The organism is Rhizobium rosettiformans W3 (assembly GCF_004912135.1).
Lineage (GTDB): Bacteria > Pseudomonadota > Alphaproteobacteria > Rhizobiales > Rhizobiaceae > Allorhizobium > Allorhizobium rosettiformans.
In genome coordinates this window covers 162,366-179,752 of sequence record NZ_STGU01000010.1, presented here as the reverse complement: position 1 = coordinate 179,752, position 17,387 = coordinate 162,366, and the positions used below count along the sequence as shown (strand labels likewise).

Genomic DNA, 17,387 nt, shown 5'->3' with positions numbered 1-17,387 from the left:
TGTGGTCTGTAGGGTTGAAGGCTTTCGCCGGCGAGGCTGCGACGCAGGTTTTCGGCGAGCACGGGCCCCTGGCGCACGGCGAAGACGCCGGCCTTGGGGCGTGGATCCGAGAGCGAGGCGACGTCGCCGGCGGCGAAGATCTCAGGGTGTGACAGCGATCTCAGCGTCTCATCCACTCGGATGAAGCCGCTCTCGTCGAGAGAAAGGCCGGGTTCCCTGAGCCAGGCCGGGGCACCGCTCGACGTCGTCCATACCACCTCGTCCACCGTCAGCCGACGTCCGTCCCGGGCGACAAGGGCGCCATCTTCGTAAGCGACGACATCGAAAGCGGCATGGTGCGCCATTCCTGCCTTTCGCATTTCCCGTTCGATGAAATATCGAGTCCAGCGGCTGCGCTCGGGGACTACTCCGGCCGAGCGGCCAACAAGCGCGATGTCGATATTGCGTCCGGCGAAGCGTCGTCTCAGGGCGAAAGCCACCTCGACACCGGCGACGCCCTGCCCCACCACCGCGAGGCGGGACAGAGCGCCCTCGGCCGCCAGCGCATCAAGCCTTTCCAGACGGTCGGTGAAGCTTGAGATCGGCTTGACCGCAATTCCGGCCGCAATCCCTTCCGGCAGCGAGGGGGTAGAGCCGATATCGATCGACAGCAGATGATAGCCGAGATCTCGGCCGGTGAAGAGCGAGACCCGTCGGGCATCGGGATCGATGGACGTTGCGGATGTCTCGACAAAGGTGGCGCCGGAGCGGGCGCAGAGCGCCGCGAGATCAATGTGGAAGTCGTCAAACCCGTATTCGCCGGAAATGTGACCTGGCAGCATGCCGGAATAAGGCGCGTGGCGAGAAGGCGAGACCAGCGTGATCTGTGCGCCGAGACCCAGTTCTCCCAGTCGTCGGACCACTTCGACATGTGCGTGGCCCCCTCCCAGAAGGAGGATCGGTACCACGGCATCGCCCGTCTCATTCATGGGGCGCTCCCCTGGCGCCGAGACGATGGACGGGACCGCCTGCGGCCTCGGCATCAGCCTCGTCATGGGTGACGAGGATGACCGGGAGGCCGGCCGTTCTGGCGCGCTCGAAGACCAGCTGGCGCATCTGGGCGCGCAACTCCATGTCGAGCTTGGAGAAAGGCTCGTCGAGCAGCAGGAGGCGCGGTCGCGACACGAGAACGCGGGCAAGCGCCACCCGTGCCTTCTGCCCGCCGGACAGGGTCGCCGGATCGCGCTCGGCAAATCCGGCCAAATCCATTTCGGCCAGGATCTCCGCGGCCATCTGTCGACGCTGCCGGCGATCTACGACATCGGCCGGGATGGCAAAGGCGACATTGGCACCGACCGACATATGCGGGAAGAGCAGCGGATCCTGGAAGAGAATGCCGGCCCGTCTGGCCTCTGCCGGGAGCGACAGGAGATCGAGACCATCGACGGAGACAGCGCCTTGCGCGTCGAAATCCGGATCGAGAAAGCCGCCAATATAGGACAGCAAGGTGGATTTGCCCGAGCCGGACGGACCCATGACGGTCAGCACGGAACCGGGCGCCACATCGGCACTCAGATCGATCAGGGTCAAACCTCTCAAGCGGATCAGGACGCCAGAAAGCGAGAGGCCGGTCGAGCTTTGTCTTTGCAGCATCATCAGACCTTCATCTCGCGCCGGTTGCGGTGCAGCGCTGCGGGGATCAAGGCCGCGAGCGCGAAAGCGAGGCAAGGCAGGATGGTCTGCAGCAGGGCATAGACTCCGATGACACGGCGGTTGTTGCCGGAGGCGAGTGCGACCGCCTCCGTGGTGATGGTTGAAAGCCGCCCCTCGCCGATCAGGACCGTCGGAAGATATTGCCCGACCGAGACGGCGAAGCCAACCGCCATGGCCGTCAGGATCGGGCGGATCAACATGGGCAGGCGGATCGATAGGAGCACAGACAGTCGGGATCGGCCAAGAGCGGTGGCAATAATCTCATAACGACGGTCGAGCGAGCGCCACGGGTCGGCCAGCGAGAGGAACACGTAAGGCAGCACAAATACCAGATGAACGAGCACCAGCGCCGGCAGCCTGTGTTCGCTGCCGCTGCCGATGAAGAGCAGTTGCAGGCCGAAGACAAAGGTGATCTGCGGCACGATCAGCGGCAGATAGAGCATCAACAACGCCTTTTCGCCGACGCTGCGGCCCGTTTGAAGCTCTCGCTCCAGGCAACCGATCGTGAGCAGGATGGCGAGCAGCGTCGAAGCAAGGCCCGTCAGCAGCGTGGTGATGAGTGGATCGCCGACGCGCGGCCAGGCACTCATCCAGCTTCGCAAGGTGAAACTCTGCGGCAGGATGTCCGGAAACTGCCAGAGGCCGGCCAATGACCAGAAGGCGAGAATGGCAAGACCTGCGAAAACGATGGTGCCGATCAGGCCAACGAGGAGGATCGAGACGCGGCGGACAAGCCAGTCGGCCACCAACCGCCAGCCTTTGTCACGCGCAGCCTTAAGCGCACCGGACGCAAAATGCTCCAGGACGAACCAGGAAATCAGTGCCACAAGGGTAACGCCGAGCTGCAGCACGGCGCCGGCCGAAGCGAGAAAGCGGGCGGAGAGATCCGGATCGTTCATCCACTGGACTAGCCGTGTCGCCAGCGTACCGGGCAGATTGGGGCCGAGGATCAGGGCGACATCGACCACGGAAGACGAATAGGCGATCACGGCATAGACGGCAAAGCGGATCTGGCGGTAGAGCGCCGGCCAGAGCAGGTAGACGAAGCCCGCAATCCGGCCGTAGCCGAAAGAGGCCGAAAGTCTGCGGGCGGCGCCGAGATCCACCTGCGGCAAGGCGGCGAGTGTCACGAGAAAGAGAAAGGGCGTCTCCTTGATGACAAGCCCCGCGATCATCGCCAGCCCTATGGGATCATGGGGGATGAGAATATCCGGAGGCCGATCAATGCCGAAGACGGGAGCGACGAGGCGGATCAGAAAGCCGGACGGGGCGATCAGAAAGGCAAAGCCGAAGGCCGCGGCGGCATGGGGAACGGCAAGCAGCGGCGACAGCAGATGCTGCAGGCGAGAGAGCGTCGGGGTACCGGCATAACTTGCAACGAACACCAGCGTAATACCGACAGAGATGAGCGACGCGGCAAGACCCGTCGCTACGCTCAAGGCCGCGGCGGCAAGCAGCCCTGGTGTGGCGAAGAGATCCCGGAAGGGCGCGAAGCCCAACTCAACACCTCCAAGAGCTGGCAGATAGCCGAAGGCCGGAAGGAGCGTGCCGAGCAAGCCGAAGGTGATCGGCAGAAGCAGGAAACCGAGCGTGACGGCGACCGCATCCCTTGGGAGGACGGCGGTCAACCCGTTCCTGAACACGCGATCTGCCGCTTCAAATGCCACGGCTCAGTTGCCGCTGGCGTAGCGTCGGCGCCACTCGACTTCGATACGCTCCATCCAGCTCGCATGAGGTTCTGCAATGACCGGTCCGAGCTGATCGGGCGCAAGGGTTGCCACGCCAAGGTCGAGGGCGGCGAAGGCTGCCCGATCTTCCTCCGGCAGTTTTCCCATGGCGAGAACGGTTGGATCGCCCCAATAGGTCGGATCCTGCTTGCGCAGCTGTGCTTCGGGCGAAATCAGGAAGTTCGCCGTAAGCAGCGCCCCCTCCTTGGCATTGGCATTATAGGGAATGGCGACGAAATGCGTGTTGCCGAGGGTGCCGCCGGAGAAGGTGAAGGAGCGCACGGTCTCCGGCAGTTCGCCGGCCTTGATGCCGGCCGAGGCCTCTGCCGGGTTGAAGGCGAAAATGATGTCGAGTTCCCCATCCGCGAGCTTCTGCTTCATGTCCGGATAGTTCTGCGGGAAAGCCTTGCCCTGACGCCATGCGACCGGATGCAGCTCATCGAGATAGGCGAAGAGCGGTTCGACGTCCCGTTCGAAACTCTCTTCTTCGACAGGCTTTGCCAGCTTGGCCGGATCATCGATGACTTCGCTCAGCACCTGCTTCAAGAAGGACGAGCCGATGAAATCCGGAGGGGCGGGATAGGAGAAGCGACCCGGGTTCTTCTTGGCCCAGTCGAGCAGCTGCATGGCATCGTCCGGGAGTGCCGAGGCTTGCGTGCGGGCGCTATCGTAGAAGAAGACCATCTTGGCGCCGCCCCAAGGGCTTTCGAGCCCATCCGTCGGCTCGGTGAAATCCGTGAGGATGGTCGGCTGGTTCTCGACGTCGACATATTGCCAGTTGGGCAGCGCGGTCGCCCAGCCCGGCGTCAGAAGCAGATCCTGCTGCTTCATCGAGACGAAGTTCTCGCCATTGATCCAGATGAGATCGACCGAGCCACCCTCGTTCTTGCCGGCCGCCTTTTCGGCGATCACCTTGGCGACGGCGCTTGCGGTATCCTCGAGCTTTACCTGTACGACGGTGACGCCATAGCGCGACTGCATCTCGGCGCCCACCCATTCGAGATAGGCATTGATGTTTTCAGACCCGCCCCAGGCGTTGAAGTAGACCGTCTGCCCGGATGCGGCCTTTTCGATGGCGCTCCAGTCGGTGAGGTCCGGTCCGGCGGCCGCCGCCGGGAGGCTGCTTGAGGCAGCCAAAAGGCTGACCGCAAAAACTCCAGTCATCAAACGCATGGTTCTTCTTCTCCCTCTCGGTCAACCGCAGAATGCCAAGGCTTCGCGGATCCTTTTTCAACTACGCTCATGAGATCCGCCGGATCTCATCCTTTTGTTTTCAATTGCATCTGCCGCTGAGCCAGAGCGGCCTTTATCTCCTCGCCGGGCGGGATATCGTCGGCAGTGTCTGCCATTGCCGTCAGTTCGCGGGTGATGCGCATCTGCTCGATGAAGGCCCGGCAGCCCCGGCAGATGGCCAGATGGAGCCGGATGTTGAGCCGGGGCAGAAAGCCCAGCTCGCCGTCGATCAGCAGGCTGGCGCGCTCGGCGACTTCACTGCATCGATACATAGCTCAGCCCTCCTCCCGAATGATGTCTTGGCTTTTCATCCTGTATTTCCCCGCTTGCGGATCTGCTTGACGACGGTCGGGATCAGGGCGACGAAGGCCAGCGCGAAGAAGGCGAGCGTAATCTCCGGTGTCACGAGATCGGAGATCTGCGCTTCCCGGCCGCTCGCTTGCGCGGCGACGAGAACACTGTCGACACCCTGGCCGAGATAGGCATAGGCGAAGGTCCCGGGCAGGATCCCGAACAGCGTGGCGGTGAAGAACCGGCCAAGGCTGATGTCGAAGAGTGCCGCTGCAATATTGACGACGAAGAACGGAAAGACCGGCGCGAGACGGATCACGAAGAGATAGCCGAAGGCATTCTCCCGGAAGCCATCGGCCATCTTCTTGACGACACCATCGACCCGGTGGCGCAGGAAGCCTCCGAAGGCCGAGCGCGTGGCGAGGAACAGGATCGACGCGCCGATCGTCGCGCCAACGGCCACCAGCGCTCCCCCGATCAGCCAGCCGAAGAGGAAACCGCCGAAGATGGTCAGCACCGAGGCTGCGGGGAAGGAGAAGGCGACCGCCAGGATATAGACGGCGAGGAAGAGCAGCGCCGACCAGAGGAAATTCGCATCCACATAGGCGCGCAAGGCCTCCCGCTGCTCGGCCAGAAATGTCAGGCTCAGATAGTTCTGGAGACCGAGAGCATAGCCGAGCACAAGGCCTGCGATCACGAGAACAACTGGCGCATAGCGCCAGATGCTGTTTGCCCCGCCAGCAGGGTGCGGAGATCGTTGCTCATCCATGATGATCTCCCGGGCAAGCATGCGTGCGGTGTAAGATCGGGCCCTGCAAGGCGACTGATCCCCTATGGTCACTATGGCTTGATGGGGTCGAATGCGGCTGGACTTTGAAGTCGATTGTTTCGCTAATGGCCCGCGAGCTGAGGCAGGGGGCGGCGTGGCGGAGATTGAAAGTGATGACCGGGCTCTGGCGCTGCGGCTGCTTACCGGCGACGCGGAGGCTTTCGAGCTCGTCTATCGCCGGCACAACGCGGCGATGCTGCGCTTTTGCGCCGGGATCGTACGGTCGCGCGACCTTGCCGAAGAGGTGGTGCAGGATACCTGGGTCGCCGTTCTCGGTCGCATCGATCTCTTCGAGGGGCGCGGATCGCTTGCCGGCTGGATCTATACCATCCTGATCAACAAGGCGCGCAGCCGCGCGCGGCGCGAGGGCCGGACCGTCTCCTTTGACGATTTCGGCGATGGCGAGGGTCTCGCCGGAGCGTTCGACGGTCGCGGCCACTGGCGCAGCATGCCCGAGCTTTGGGAAGACCTGACACCGGAGCGGCACATCGAGGGACGCAGCGTCCTGCAGCATGTCGAGGCGGTCATCGAAACGCTGCCGCCCGCGCAACGCGCGGTGCTGATCCTGCGGGGTCAGCAGGAACTCGATGCCTCGGAGGTCTGTGCCCTGCTCGACATTTCCGAGGGCAATATGCGTGTCCTTCTCCATCGCGCGCGCCTGACGGTGCGCAACGCGCTCGACCAGCTGAACGCCGCCATTTGAGGAAAACCAGGTAGCATTCATCGGCCGTCACCCGAAAACGCGACCCAGCCCTGACGCCAGCGGATGACGGTGGTCAGCGCGCACAGGGCGGCGAAGCCATAGGCAATGACCGGAAAACTCGCCGGGAGGAGGCACATGGCAACGAAGACGGCGATCGTCTCGAAACCTTCGGCCAAACCGCCGGCGTAGTAGATGCCCTTCGTCGGAAACTCCGGCGCCTTGCGGCCGAGCTTGGCGGCAACCGCTGAAAAGGCGAGGAAGGAGGATCCCGTGCCGACGAAGGAGACGATGAGCACGGCGGCGGGAAGCGCATTCACGTCCGGGGCTGCGACGGCGAAACCGAGCGGGATCAAGGCGTAGAAGACCATGTCCAGCGCAATATCGAGATAGGCACCACGATCGGTCGGACCCTGGATGCGGGCAACGGCGCCATCCAGTCCATCGAGCACACGGTTGGCGAGGATCAGCAGCAGAGCTGCGAGCCACTGGCCGACGCAGAGCGCGATGAAGGCGCCGCCCCCTGCCAGGAAGCCGACGAGACTGATCTGATCGGCCTTCACACCGCGATGCGCCAGACGCGCGGCAACCGGCTGAAGGGCCGCTTTCTGCAGCGGCAATATCCTGGCGTCGATCATCCGCGCCTCCAGGTCTGGAAGCGCTGAAGCAGCGAGAGGAGGAAACTGTTGATGTGAGTGCGCCGCCACTGGCCGGCCACCATCTTGTTGGCTTCGGCGAGCGTCGGATAGATATGGATGGTGCCGAGGATCTTGCCGAGCCCATGGCCGTGTTTCATGGCGAAGACGAATTCGGCGAGCAGATCGCCGGCATGCTCACCGACGATCGTAGCCCCTAGGATCTTGTCCTTGCCCGGCACCGTCAGCACCTTGACGAAGCCGCGGGCCGATCCATCGGCGATGGCGCGATCAAGATCGTCGATGCCGAAGCGCGTGACCTCATAACGGATGTTCTTCTCTTTCGCCTCGGCCTCGGACAGGCCGACGCGTGCCACTTCAGGGTCGGTGAAGGTCGCCCAGGGAATGACGGAGTAATCGGCCTTGAAGCGCTTGAGATCGCCGAAGAGCGCATTGATGGCGGCAAACCAGGCCTGATGTCCAGCGACATGGGTGAACTGGTAGGGCCCAGCGACATCGCCCGCCGCCAGGATATGCGGGTGAAGTGTCTGCAGATATTCGTTCGTCTCGACGACCCGGTCGACCTTGATGCCGAGTTCCTCGAGCCCGAAGCCCTTCAGTCGCGGCGCGCGCCCGACGGCCACGATGATTTCGTCGAAGCCGATGCGGCGCTTGCTGCCGTCATGCTCGACTTCGATCCATTTTTCGCCCCCCTCGGTCCCGCAGGCGACCGCCTTGTGGCGGGTCAGGACATTCACCCCATCCTCTCGGATCGAGGCTTCGACGAACTGGGCCGCATCTTCGTCCTCCCGCATCATGAGGCGGGGCGCCATTTCGATCTGGGTCACCTCGGAGCCAAGCCGGGCGAAGCTCTGCGCCAGTTCGCAGCCGATCGGTCCGCCACCGAGAACGACCAGCCTCTGCGGCACCGCGGGGCGATCGCGCAGCCGCTCCCACATGTTGTCCGAGGTCAGGAAGCCGATCTCGGCCAGACCCGGAATGGGCGGAACGAAGGGTTGCGCGCCTGTCGCAATGATGATCGCGCGCGTCGTCAGGCGCTGCGTGCCGCCGTCGTTCAGCGCGATCTCCACGGTCCAGGGATCGATCAGCTTGGCATAGCCTTGCAGCACCTCAACGCCGAGCCCGGTATAACGCTCGACGCTGTCATGCGGCTCGATCTCGGCGATCACCTTATGGATCCGCTCCATCACGGCAGAAAAGGGTACCCTGGGTTCGACCGGCTCCAGGCCATAATGGTCCGCATGGCGCATCTGGTGTGCCACCTTGGCGCTCTTGATCAAGGCCTTCGACGGGACGCAGCCGAAGTTCAGGCAATCGCCACCCATCTTGTTGGCCTCGACCAGCGTCACCTTCGCCTTGGCGGCAGCGGCAATGTAGGCGGAGACGAGGCCCGCCGAGCCTGCGCCGATGACGATGAGGTTGCGATCGAAACGTTTCGGTCGTGTCCAGCCCGAGGCGGGTCTGTTCGATGTCGGCTCCGTGCGATCCATGCGTGCCTCTGCCCAAGATATTGGTGTCTGACCATACGACACATGACGCCAGCGTTTGTTACAGCGCTGTCGGTCTTTTTTCTCAGGGAGACCCGCGAGGTAGGCCGTCCGCAGGAGGCGGTCGCATTCGCGACTACCCCTTCAGCGCTGCGCCATGCGTCAAGCGCATATCTCTTCTAGAGTAGCGATTCGCCGCCCAAAAAATAGGCGCTTGCTAAAACCGAGGTATCAGATTCAGGTGAATCTTAAGAAAGAAGTGCTGAATTAGGGCATCAAGGGAGAGCCCATCATGCGCATCATCGTGTCCACCATTCTCTGTCTACTCATGGCCTGCATGTCAGGCACCGTTTCAGCGACGACCGAGACCTGGGTGGCAGCGAGAGCTACGTCTCAGGTCGCCTATACGACCGACAAGGAAACCTGGATTCCGCTGCGCAAGGGCATGGAAGTTCCGAACAAGGCCTGGATTTCGACGGGTCCCCGCGGCCGCCTGCAACTCGTGCGCGGCACGGAAAGCATTGCCTTCCAGCCGAACACGCTCGCGGCCGTTATCACACGGGGCAGCGACATCAATCGCAAGACGGAAGTGGTCCAGCAGGTCGGCGAGATCAGTCTCGAAATCGAGAAGCGCCAGCAGCCGCACACCACCGTGCAGACACCTTTCCTGGCTGCCGTCGTCAAAGGCACGAAATTTACCGTCGAAGTCACTGAGACGGATGCGGCCGTCGCCGTCGACCGCGGCCTCGTGGAGGTCACGAGCTTCGGCAGCGGCGAACGCAGCGATCTGGGCGCCGGCCAGGGTGCCCGTGTCGACACCTCCGGCATGACGGTCGCAGGCCTTTCCGGCAAGCCGGACGTCACGCGCGCTGCCCCGTCGAAGCCTGCCGTTCCGGCCCGCAGTGCCAAGGGGGATGCACCAAAGTCCGAGAAGGCAGGCAAGAAAGGCCCCGAGAAATCCATTGCGGAGAAATCCAAGGCCGACAAAGCCGGCGGAGCGCCGGACAAGGGCAAGAGCACCTCGAAGGGCGATGCCGGCGGCAAAGGCGAAGGAAAAGACAAGGGCAATTCCGGTGGGAAGGGGAACGGCCGCGGCAATGACAGTGACGGCGGCAAGGGCGGCGGTCACGGCAAGGGCGGCGGCAACGGCAAGGGTGGCGGCAAGGGTGGACGCGATGACTGATCGTCGGGTCGCACCACACCTCATGACAGTGGTCAGCGAATGACGGCTGGCCCCCGCAAATCGCGCGGCACGCTGTCTTCCCTGACATCGCTCAGGCTCGCCATGATCGCAATGATCATGGCGCTTCCCTTTTTGCTGCCCTCGCTTTCCGTCGTGCAGCATGTCGACAACGAGTTGACGGCTTTCCGGGCCGCCGGGGCGCCTCGGCCTGCCACTGGCGACTTCGTCTTCGTCGCCATCGACAAGAAGAGCCTGGCGAAGGTCGGGACCTGGCCCTGGCCACGCGATGTGCATGCCGAACTGATCGACAGGCTGGTCGCGGCGGGTGCGCGCGACATCTTCCTCGATATCGACTTCAGCACGCCCTCCCGTCCCGAGAGCGATGCGCGGCTCGCCCGCGCGCTCGAAGATGCCGGCGGTGGCGTGATCCTGCCGATGTTTCGCCAGCAGTTCGGCGCGCGGTCCAACGATCCGCTGACGTTGACGGCGCCGATCCCCCTCTTCGCGGACCATGCCTGGACGGCGCTGGTCGACGTTTCTCTCGACGAGGACGGGCTGATGCGGTCCTTCCCCGTCACCGACATGGTGGATGGTGTGCCGACCCAGTCGGCACCGGCCGTCCTTGCCGGCTACAGCGATGCCCGAACCCACAGGCTCGCCATCGACTTCTCCATCCGCCCGGAAACCGTGCCGACCTTTTCGGTGTCCGACATCCTGTCCGGCTCTCTGGCAGGGGACGCCTTGTCCGGCAAATCGGTGGTGGTGGGTGCCTATGCGACCGAGCTGAAGGATCTGTTCGCGGTGCCGGTCTACGGTATCCTGAGCGGGCCGATGCTGCATGTGCTGGCCACGGAAACGCTGGTCCAGGACCGGTTGCTGAAGCCGCTGCAGATCGAGCCGATCGTGCTTCTCCTTGCCGCGCTGATCATCACCTACATGCTGACCTTCAGTCGCGTCTCCTTCGGCGTTCCGCTTGCAGCCTCTGCGGCCATGGTGGCGATCGGCGAGGCCGCAGCCTTCCTCCTCTACAAGAACGAGGCGATCGTCTTTCACACGGCAACGCTCTGGGCCGTACTTGCCTTCGGCCTGCTAATGCTGATGGCGGAGAAGATCGGGATCAAGGGCTGGCTTGCAGAACTGGCCATCCGCGAAAACCGGGACATTCGCCGGGTGCTGAAACGGGTGATCAACGACAGCGTCGACCCGGTCATCGTGCTCGACCAGAGGTTCAACCTGCTCGATGCCAGCCACACGACCGCGGACTTGCTGGGACTTTACGAACCGGTTGCCCGCGGCACAAACCTTTCCGGCTTCGTGCCGGCGGTTTTGATGGAGGCCGTGCTTGCCCTTGAGGCCAAGCATGTTGCCGAGCCCGACAAGGCGCATAGCGAGCCTCTTTCCTTCAGTATGCCGGGGCGGAGCGGTCGCCGCCACCTCGAGGCGGTGATCACGATCTCGCCGTTCGAAAGCGGCGGCGGACAGGGCCTGTCTTCGGTCGGCACCTATGTCACCTGCATCAGCCTGCGGGATGTCACCGCGCGGCGGCTTTACGAGACCAAGCTCGAAGAAATGTCGCGCGTCGACGACCTCACCGGGCTTCTGACGCGGCGCGGGCTGGTGGATGCGATGGCCAAGGTCGGAACCGGTTTCTCGGTCTTCGTCATCGACCTGCACCGTTTCTCCCATCTCAACGAAACGCTCGGCCGCGAAAAGGGTGACGGCGTGCTGAAGGCGGTCGCGGCACGCCTGCGCAGGCATACGGGCATCGATGGTCTTTCCGCGCGGCTGGCTGGAGACACGCTCTGTCTTGCAACACCCGGCGTCGAGGATGAGGCCGGGCTTGCCGAAAGTGCCGAGCGCCTGCTTGCCCTCTTCGACACCTCCTTCGGAGTCGATGGTATCAAGATCGAGCTCAATGCGCGGGTCGGTGCCTGCAGCGGCAGCCTCGATCTCGGCGATCCGGGCCAATGGATCGAAGCGGCCGAACTGGCTCTGATCGAGGCCAAGCGGGTCGGCGGCAGCGGCTGGCGGGCCTATGATCCCTCCTCGGCCCTGCGCCGGGCACGCTCCCGCCTTCTGGAAGCCGAGATGCGCGGGGCGCTCGAGCAGGGACAATTTTTCCTGCTCTATCAGCCGCAGGTCGCGCTCAAGAGCGGGCGGCTGGTCGGGGCGGAAGCCCTGCTGCGCTGGCAGCACCCGACGCTCGGCATGATCTCGCCGGCGGAATTCATCGGCATTGCCGAGACCAATGGGTTTATCTGCGACCTTGGGCAGTTCATGTTCAAGGAAGCCTGCAAGGCAGCCACCAGCTGGCCGGCGCATGTCAGCGTCGCCGTCAATATTTCGCCGGTCCAGTTCCTGCGTGGCGATCTGCTCGCGGATCTTCGGGCGGCTCTGGCCGTCAGCGGGCTTGCGCCGCACCGGCTGCATGTCGAGATCACGGAGTCGATGTTCCTCGAAAAATCGGAGGAGCTCTTCGAGAAGCTGAACGCCTTGCGCGATCTCGGCGTCACGATCGCGCTCGACGATTTCGGCACCGGCTACTCGTCACTGAGCTATATTTCCAGCCTGCCGCTCGACAAGCTGAAGATCGACCAGTCCTTCATCCGCGACATGGTGAGTGACCCCGCCGCGCAGACCATCGTTCAATCCATCACGACGCTCGCCCACGGTCTCGGCCTCACGCTGGTTTGCGAGGGGGTGGAGAACGCCTTGCAATGCGAGATGCTGACGGCGCTCCGATGCGAAGAAGGACAGGGCTATTTCTTCGGGCGTCCGCAGCCGGCCCGTCAGATCCTGGCGCTATCGGCTGCCCATTCGCTGCTTTCCGGCGGCGAAGCGATCACTGCGGGCGGCCTGGCGCAGGCCGGGTGAGGATGAAGGCCGCGCAGGCGATCAGGATCAGTCCGATCACCAGCTTCAGCCAGAGCTGTGGTGGGCCGAAGAAGATGACGATCCCATAGCTCAGCGTCATCAGCGAGACGGAGGCGATCTTGGCCTTTTGCGAGATCGCCCCTTCCCTGCGCCAGTCGATGAGAGGCTGGCCGAAACGCGGGTGATCGAGAAGCCATTGTTCAAAGCGCGGGGAAGAGCGGGCAAAGAGGGCCGCGGCCAGGATCATGAAGGGGGTCGTCGGCAAGACGGGCAGGAAAATGCCGATGATGCCGATGCCGACCATCAACCAGGCAAAGCCAAGAATGAGCAGGCGCATTGCATTCCCTTTGCTGGCTGCCGTCGCATAGCCTGCAGATATCGCAGGAATCGGACTTGGCAAGGATTTTGAGGATTGCGGCAAATGCGGCGATTTTTCGTTTGCGCCGCAATAGACCGGAATGCATCCTTGCCCGGCAATCCCACCTTCAGGAATTCAACTGACATGTCCAAGGTTACCCTCGTGCTCGGCGCCGGCATTATCGGCGTTTCCACAGCCATCCATCTCGCGCGTCGCGGGCGTTCGGTGGTGCTGGTGGACCGCCGCGGCGCGGGCGAGGAAACCTCTTTCGGCAATGCGGGGCTCATCCAGCGCGAGGGCGTCGTGCCCTATGGCTTCCCGCAGGAGCTCGGGATGCTGATCCGCTACGGCTTCAACAATCGGATCGACGCGCATTACCATGCGAGCGCCATCCTGAAACTCGTACCCTTCCTGTCGCGCTACTGGTGGCATTCCAACAAGAGCCGGCATCAGGTGATCGCACGCGCCTATGCGCCCCTGATCGAAAACTCGGTCAGCGAGCATCAGGACCTGATCCAGGCGGCCCATGCCGATCATCTGATCCGCAAGGACGGCTGGATGGAGATCTTCCGCACGACCGGCAAGCGTGACACGGAGCTGGCCGAGGCAGAGCGGCTGGCGCGGGAATATGGCGTCAGCTACCGGGCACTCAACCGTGATGAGCTGGCCAAGGAAGAGCCGCATATCCGGGGCGATTTCGTCGGGGGCCTCAAGTGGAACGATCCCTGGTCGGTCACCGATCCGCATGGCCTCACCCAGGCCTATCTCACCTATTTCCAGTCGCTCGGCGGACGCTTCGTCAAGGGCGATGCCCTGTCGCTGGAGACGGGGGCTTCCGGCAAGGGCTGGCGGGTGAAGACCGATGACGGCATGGTCGAAGGCGACGATGTCGTGCTGGCACTTGGCCCCTGGTCGGAAGACGTGACGCGGAAGTTCGGCTATCGCTTCCTGCTCGGCGTCAAGCGCGGCTACCACATGCATTATGCGCCGGCCGGCAATGCCGTCCTCAACAACTGGACCATGGATGCCGAGCGTGGCTACTTCCTCGCGCCGATGGAAAAGGGCATTCGCCTGACGACGGGGGCGGAATTTGCCAATCGCGATGCGCCGAAATCGCCGGTGCAGCTGGCGCGCGCCGAGAAAGTCGCGCGCGAAATCTTCCCGCTCGCCGAGCGGCTGGACGCCGAGCCCTGGATGGGCGCCCGCCCCTGCACGCCGGACATGATGCCGGTCATCGGCAAGGCGCCGCGTCACGAGGGCATGTGGTTCGCCTTCGGCCATGCGCATCATGGCCTGACCCTTGGGCCCGTCACCGGCCGCCTGATCGCGGAAATGATGGATGGCGAGAAGACGTTCATCGACGCCAAGGCATGGAGCCCGGAGCGTTTCCGTCCGTAAAATCATCCAGCTTCTCTGGCCCCCGTCTCAGGGGGCTAGCCTTTTTGGCCCCGAGGTGGTACTCAGATCGAATAATTTGATCAAATTGTTTCCCGGTGGAAACAGGCCGGCAAGAAGAAGCGTCGCAAGAACGCCGGCGGCCAGGGGGATCAGGAAGAGACGGACAGTGGCATGCGCCGGTGTTTGATCCATAACGCGAAAAGCGTCTATCGTTAGCGGACCTGGCGTCCGCGCGCTTTCTGCCTGCACGTATCGAACCCGAATTCAATCAGCCACACGGTGATCCATGAACATGGCCGAAGAGGCACGCGAATTTTTCGCGGCCAATCCCGATATCGAAGTCCTTGAAGCATTCGTCATTGACGTCAACGGCGTGCCACGCGGCAAGTGGATCCCGCGTGAACGCGCCATCGACGTTTTGACCAAGGGCATGGCCATGCCGCGCTCGGTCTATGCGCTGGACGTCTGGGGCCGTGACGTCAATGCCGCTGGTCTTGCCGAGGGGACCGGCGACCCGGACGGCATCTGCTTTCCGGTTCCGGGCACGCTGTCACGCGTCACCTGGTTGTCGCGCCCGACGGCGCAGGTGCTCCTGCAGATGCACACCCAGGAAGGCGAGAGCTTCTATGCCGATCCGCGCCAGGTGCTGAGCCATGTGCTCGATCGTTTCAAGGCGGCCAAGCTGACGCCGGTCGTTGCCACCGAACTCGAATTCTACCTGATCGACCCGGTGCGTTCGGCACTCGACCCGGTCCGCCCGCCGAACACGCGCGACGGCCGCTGGCATACCGGCCAGACGCAGGTTCTTTCGATTTCCGAACTGCAGGACTTTGAAGAGGTCTTCCACGGCATTTCAACGGCGGCGCGCGCCCAGAACGTGCCGGCCGATACGACGCTGCGTGAAAACGGTCCTGGTCAGTACGAAATCAATCTCAACCATGTGCCGGATGCGCTGGCGGCCGCGGATTATGCCGTCCTCTTGAAGCGGATCGTCAAGGGCGTGGCCCGCGCCAGCGACCTCGACGCCACCTTCATGGCCAAGCCCTATGGCACGCAGGCCGGTAGCGGCATGCATGTGCATTTCTCCGTTCTCGACGAGAAGGGTGAGAATATCTATGTCGGCGCCGATGGCCCGTCGGAAGCCCTCTTCCACTCCGTTGGCGGGCTTCTGGAGAACATGGGCGAGAGCATGGCGATCTTTGCGCCGCACCAGAACTCTTATCGCCGCCTGCGCCCGTCCGAACATGCGCCGACCTATGCGTCCTGGGGTTTCGACAACCGCTCGGCTGCCGTGCGCGTCATCACGGCCTCGAAGCCCGCGACCCGCATCGAGCATCGCGTTGCCGGATCCGACACCAATCCCTATCTCGTTCTGGCCATGATCCTGTCGGCGGCACTGGCCGGCATGAAGGAGAAGCTTTCGCCCGGTGGCGCGATCTCCGGCGACGACCATGCCGTCAACCACGAGCCGCTGCCGACCAACTGGGACTACGCGCTGCAGCGCTTTGCCAAATCGAGCTTCGCCTATGCGGCGCTCGGGCCGAAATATCGAAGCCTTTATACCGCCTGCAAGCAGCAGGAGCTCTCGGAGTTCTCGCTGCGTGTGACCGACGTCGAATATGACGCCTATATCCGGACCGTGTGAGGTGAAGCCATGACCAAGTCGATCGGACCCAATCCCGGCCATGCGGCCACTTATTACGCAGCCTCTGCCCGTGACAAGCGCGTGCGCCCGAAGCTGGATGGCCAGCACACGGCCGATATCTGCATCATCGGCGCCGGCTTTACCGGCATTTCGGCAGCGCTCGAGCTCTCCGAAAAGGGCTATGCCGTCATCGTGCTCGAGGCCGACCGCATCGGCTTCGGCGCTTCAGGCCGCAATGGCGGCCAGATCGTCAACGGCTATAGCCGTGACCTCGAGACGATTGCCAAGCGTTACGGCCAGGACAAGGCAGACCGTCTCGGCGAGATGTCGCTGGAAGGTGGCCGGATCATCCGCGAGCGCGTGGCGAAATACGGGATCGAATGCGATCTCGTCGACGGCGGTTTCTTCGCGGCCTTCACCGACAAGCAGGTGAAGGAGATGGCAGACGTCCGGGCGCACTGGATGAAGCACGGCCATGACGGGCTGGAAATGGTCTCCAAGTCCGAAGTCGCGAAATATGCCAAGACCGATCGTTATGTCGGTGGCATGATCGATCGCCATGGTGGCCATATTCATCCGCTCGATCTGGTGCTCGGCGAAGCGGCAGCGGCCGAAAGCCTCGGCGCCAAGATTTTTGAGAATTCCAAGGTCGTGCATCTCGACACCGGCCCGCAGCCTTTCGTCTGCACCGAAGGCGGGATCGTCAGGGCCAAGCACATCCTCGTCTGCGGCAATGCCTATATGGCCGGCATCGCGCCGAAGGTGACCGAGAAGATGATGCCGGTTTCCAGCCAGGTCATGGCGACCGAGGTGCTGGATCCCAAGCTGATCGAGGAGCTGCTGCCGGCCAACTACTGCGTCGAGGACGCCAATTACGTTCTCGACTACTACCGCCGCACGGCCGACAACCGTCTGCTCTATGGTGGCGGCATCGGCTATGGCGGCCAGGATCCGAAGAACCTGACGGGCGTCATCCGGCCGAACATGCTCAAAACCTTCCCGCAGTTGAAGGACGTCAAGATCGACTATGCCTGGAGCGGCAATTTTGCACTGACGCTGACGCGCATCCCGCATATGGGCAAGCTGTCGGACACCGTCTACTTCTCGCATGGCGACAGCGGCCATGGCGTGACGACGACGCATCTGCTCGGCAAGATCCTGGGCGAAGCCGTGCACGGCCAAATGAGCCGCTTCGACGTCTGGTCGTCGCTGCAGGCCTACCCCTTCCCGGGTGGTCGCATGTTCCGCGTGCCGTTCACCGCACTCGGTGCCTGGTATTACGGCATGCGCGACCGGCTTGGCGTGTAAGGAGAG

Annotated in this window: 15 protein-coding genes; 6 read left to right on the top strand and 9 right to left on the bottom strand. The window is 63.2% G+C overall.

Features of this window, described 5'->3' with window-relative positions:
- The 6 genes from FAA86_RS17810 to FAA86_RS17785 all read right to left on the bottom strand — a co-directional run.
- Positions 1–968 (bottom strand): FAD-dependent oxidoreductase (locus FAA86_RS17810; protein ID WP_136542482.1); only part of this gene is annotated, 968 nt, incomplete at its 3' end.
- Complete coding sequence (locus tag FAA86_RS17805; RefSeq protein WP_167495027.1) at positions 961–1,632, bottom strand: ATP-binding cassette domain-containing protein; 672 nt, start codon at positions 1,630–1,632, stop codon at positions 961–963. The genes FAA86_RS17805 and FAA86_RS17810, both read right to left, overlap by 8 nt.
- A 2-nt stretch (positions 1,633–1,634) precedes the next feature.
- Positions 1,635–3,320: an ABC transporter permease gene (locus FAA86_RS17800; protein WP_136542480.1), complete on the bottom strand. Its 1,686-nt coding sequence runs from the start codon at positions 3,318–3,320 to the stop codon at positions 1,635–1,637.
- A gap of 42 nt (positions 3,321–3,362) precedes the next feature.
- A complete protein-coding gene (locus FAA86_RS17795; protein ID WP_167495026.1) occupies positions 3,363–4,583 on the bottom strand; it encodes an ABC transporter substrate-binding protein in 1,221 nt (406 codons plus the stop codon).
- Positions 4,584–4,678: 95 nt separating this feature from the next.
- Positions 4,679–4,924, bottom strand: coding sequence for a zf-HC2 domain-containing protein (locus FAA86_RS17790; protein ID WP_136542478.1), 246 nt, complete (start codon positions 4,922–4,924; stop codon positions 4,679–4,681).
- Between the two features lie 35 nt (positions 4,925–4,959).
- Positions 4,960–5,712, bottom strand: a complete 753-nt coding sequence (locus tag FAA86_RS17785) for a TVP38/TMEM64 family protein (protein ID WP_136542477.1) — start codon at positions 5,710–5,712, stop codon at positions 4,960–4,962.
- A gap of 154 nt (positions 5,713–5,866) precedes the next feature.
- Here FAA86_RS17785 and FAA86_RS17780 point away from each other — a divergent pair, with 154 nt between their 5' ends.
- Positions 5,867–6,475, top strand: coding sequence for an RNA polymerase sigma factor (locus FAA86_RS17780; RefSeq protein WP_167495024.1), 609 nt, complete (start codon positions 5,867–5,869; stop codon positions 6,473–6,475).
- Positions 6,476–6,492: 17 nt separating this feature from the next.
- On the opposite strand, the gene FAA86_RS17775 is transcribed toward FAA86_RS17780, so the two are convergent.
- Together FAA86_RS17775 and FAA86_RS17770 are read right to left on the bottom strand one after the other, a co-directional pair.
- Positions 6,493–7,110: a CDP-alcohol phosphatidyltransferase family protein gene (locus FAA86_RS17775; protein WP_136542475.1), complete on the bottom strand. Its 618-nt coding sequence runs from the start codon at positions 7,108–7,110 to the stop codon at positions 6,493–6,495.
- Entirely contained in the window at positions 7,107–8,618 is a 1,512-nt protein-coding gene (locus FAA86_RS17770; protein WP_136542474.1) for a dihydrolipoyl dehydrogenase family protein, read from the bottom strand. The genes FAA86_RS17775 and FAA86_RS17770 overlap by 4 nt, the downstream gene beginning before the upstream one ends.
- A 289-nt stretch (positions 8,619–8,907) precedes the next feature.
- Here FAA86_RS17770 and FAA86_RS17765 point away from each other — a divergent pair, with 289 nt between their 5' ends.
- On the top strand, positions 8,908–9,798 hold the full coding sequence (locus FAA86_RS17765) for a FecR domain-containing protein (RefSeq protein ID WP_136542473.1): 891 nt from the start codon (positions 8,908–8,910) through the stop codon (positions 9,796–9,798).
- A gap of 39 nt (positions 9,799–9,837) precedes the next feature.
- Positions 9,838–12,672, top strand: coding sequence for an EAL domain-containing protein (locus tag FAA86_RS17760; protein ID WP_136542472.1), 2,835 nt, complete (start codon positions 9,838–9,840; stop codon positions 12,670–12,672).
- On the opposite strand, the gene FAA86_RS17755 is transcribed toward FAA86_RS17760, so the two are convergent.
- A complete protein-coding gene (locus tag FAA86_RS17755; protein ID WP_136542471.1) occupies positions 12,641–13,009 on the bottom strand; it encodes a YbaN family protein in 369 nt (122 codons plus the stop codon). The genes FAA86_RS17760 and FAA86_RS17755 overlap by 32 nt on opposite strands.
- A gap of 165 nt (positions 13,010–13,174) precedes the next feature.
- Between FAA86_RS17755 and FAA86_RS17750 the strand changes: the two genes are divergently transcribed.
- The 3 genes from FAA86_RS17750 (at position 13,175) to FAA86_RS17740 (ending at position 17,381) form a co-directional block, all read left to right on the top strand.
- The gene (locus tag FAA86_RS17750) at positions 13,175–14,428 is read left to right on the top strand and encodes an NAD(P)/FAD-dependent oxidoreductase (protein WP_136542470.1); all 1,254 of its coding nucleotides are present in this window, start codon (positions 13,175–13,177) and stop codon (positions 14,426–14,428) included.
- Positions 14,429–14,714: 286 nt separating this feature from the next.
- Entirely contained in the window at positions 14,715–16,073 is a 1,359-nt protein-coding gene (locus tag FAA86_RS17745) for a glutamine synthetase family protein (RefSeq protein WP_113459812.1), read from the top strand.
- A gap of 9 nt (positions 16,074–16,082) precedes the next feature.
- On the top strand, positions 16,083–17,381 hold the full coding sequence (locus FAA86_RS17740) for an NAD(P)/FAD-dependent oxidoreductase (protein ID WP_136542469.1): 1,299 nt from the start codon (positions 16,083–16,085) through the stop codon (positions 17,379–17,381).
- Positions 17,382–17,387: the final 6 nt, after the last annotated feature.

What these genes read in the sequence shown, in the direction of transcription:
- FAA86_RS17795 (WP_167495026.1), bottom strand. Translation starts at nt 4,583, where the DNA reads ATGACTGGAGTTTTTGCGGTCAGCCTTTTGGCTGCCTCAAGCAGCCTC.
- FAA86_RS17755 (WP_136542471.1), bottom strand. Translation starts at nt 13,009, where the DNA reads ATGCGCCTGCTCATTCTTGGCTTTGCCTGGTTGATGGTCGGCATCGGC.
- FAA86_RS17790 (WP_136542478.1), bottom strand. Translation starts at nt 4,924, where the DNA reads ATGTATCGATGCAGTGAAGTCGCCGAGCGCGCCAGCCTGCTGATCGAC.
- FAA86_RS17740 (WP_136542469.1), top strand. Translation starts at nt 16,083, where the DNA reads ATGACCAAGTCGATCGGACCCAATCCCGGCCATGCGGCCACTTATTAC.
- FAA86_RS17750 (WP_136542470.1), top strand. Translation starts at nt 13,175, where the DNA reads ATGTCCAAGGTTACCCTCGTGCTCGGCGCCGGCATTATCGGCGTTTCC.
- FAA86_RS17775 (WP_136542475.1), bottom strand. Translation starts at nt 7,110, where the DNA reads ATGATCGACGCCAGGATATTGCCGCTGCAGAAAGCGGCCCTTCAGCCG.
- FAA86_RS17745 (WP_113459812.1), top strand. Translation starts at nt 14,715, where the DNA reads ATGAACATGGCCGAAGAGGCACGCGAATTTTTCGCGGCCAATCCCGAT.
- FAA86_RS17770 (WP_136542474.1), bottom strand. Translation starts at nt 8,618, where the DNA reads ATGGATCGCACGGAGCCGACATCGAACAGACCCGCCTCGGGCTGGACA.
- FAA86_RS17785 (WP_136542477.1), bottom strand. Translation starts at nt 5,712, where the DNA reads ATGGATGAGCAACGATCTCCGCACCCTGCTGGCGGGGCAAACAGCATC.
- FAA86_RS17805 (WP_167495027.1), bottom strand. Translation starts at nt 1,632, where the DNA reads ATGCTGCAAAGACAAAGCTCGACCGGCCTCTCGCTTTCTGGCGTCCTG.
- FAA86_RS17765 (WP_136542473.1), top strand. Translation starts at nt 8,908, where the DNA reads ATGCGCATCATCGTGTCCACCATTCTCTGTCTACTCATGGCCTGCATG.
- FAA86_RS17760 (WP_136542472.1), top strand. Translation starts at nt 9,838, where the DNA reads ATGACGGCTGGCCCCCGCAAATCGCGCGGCACGCTGTCTTCCCTGACA.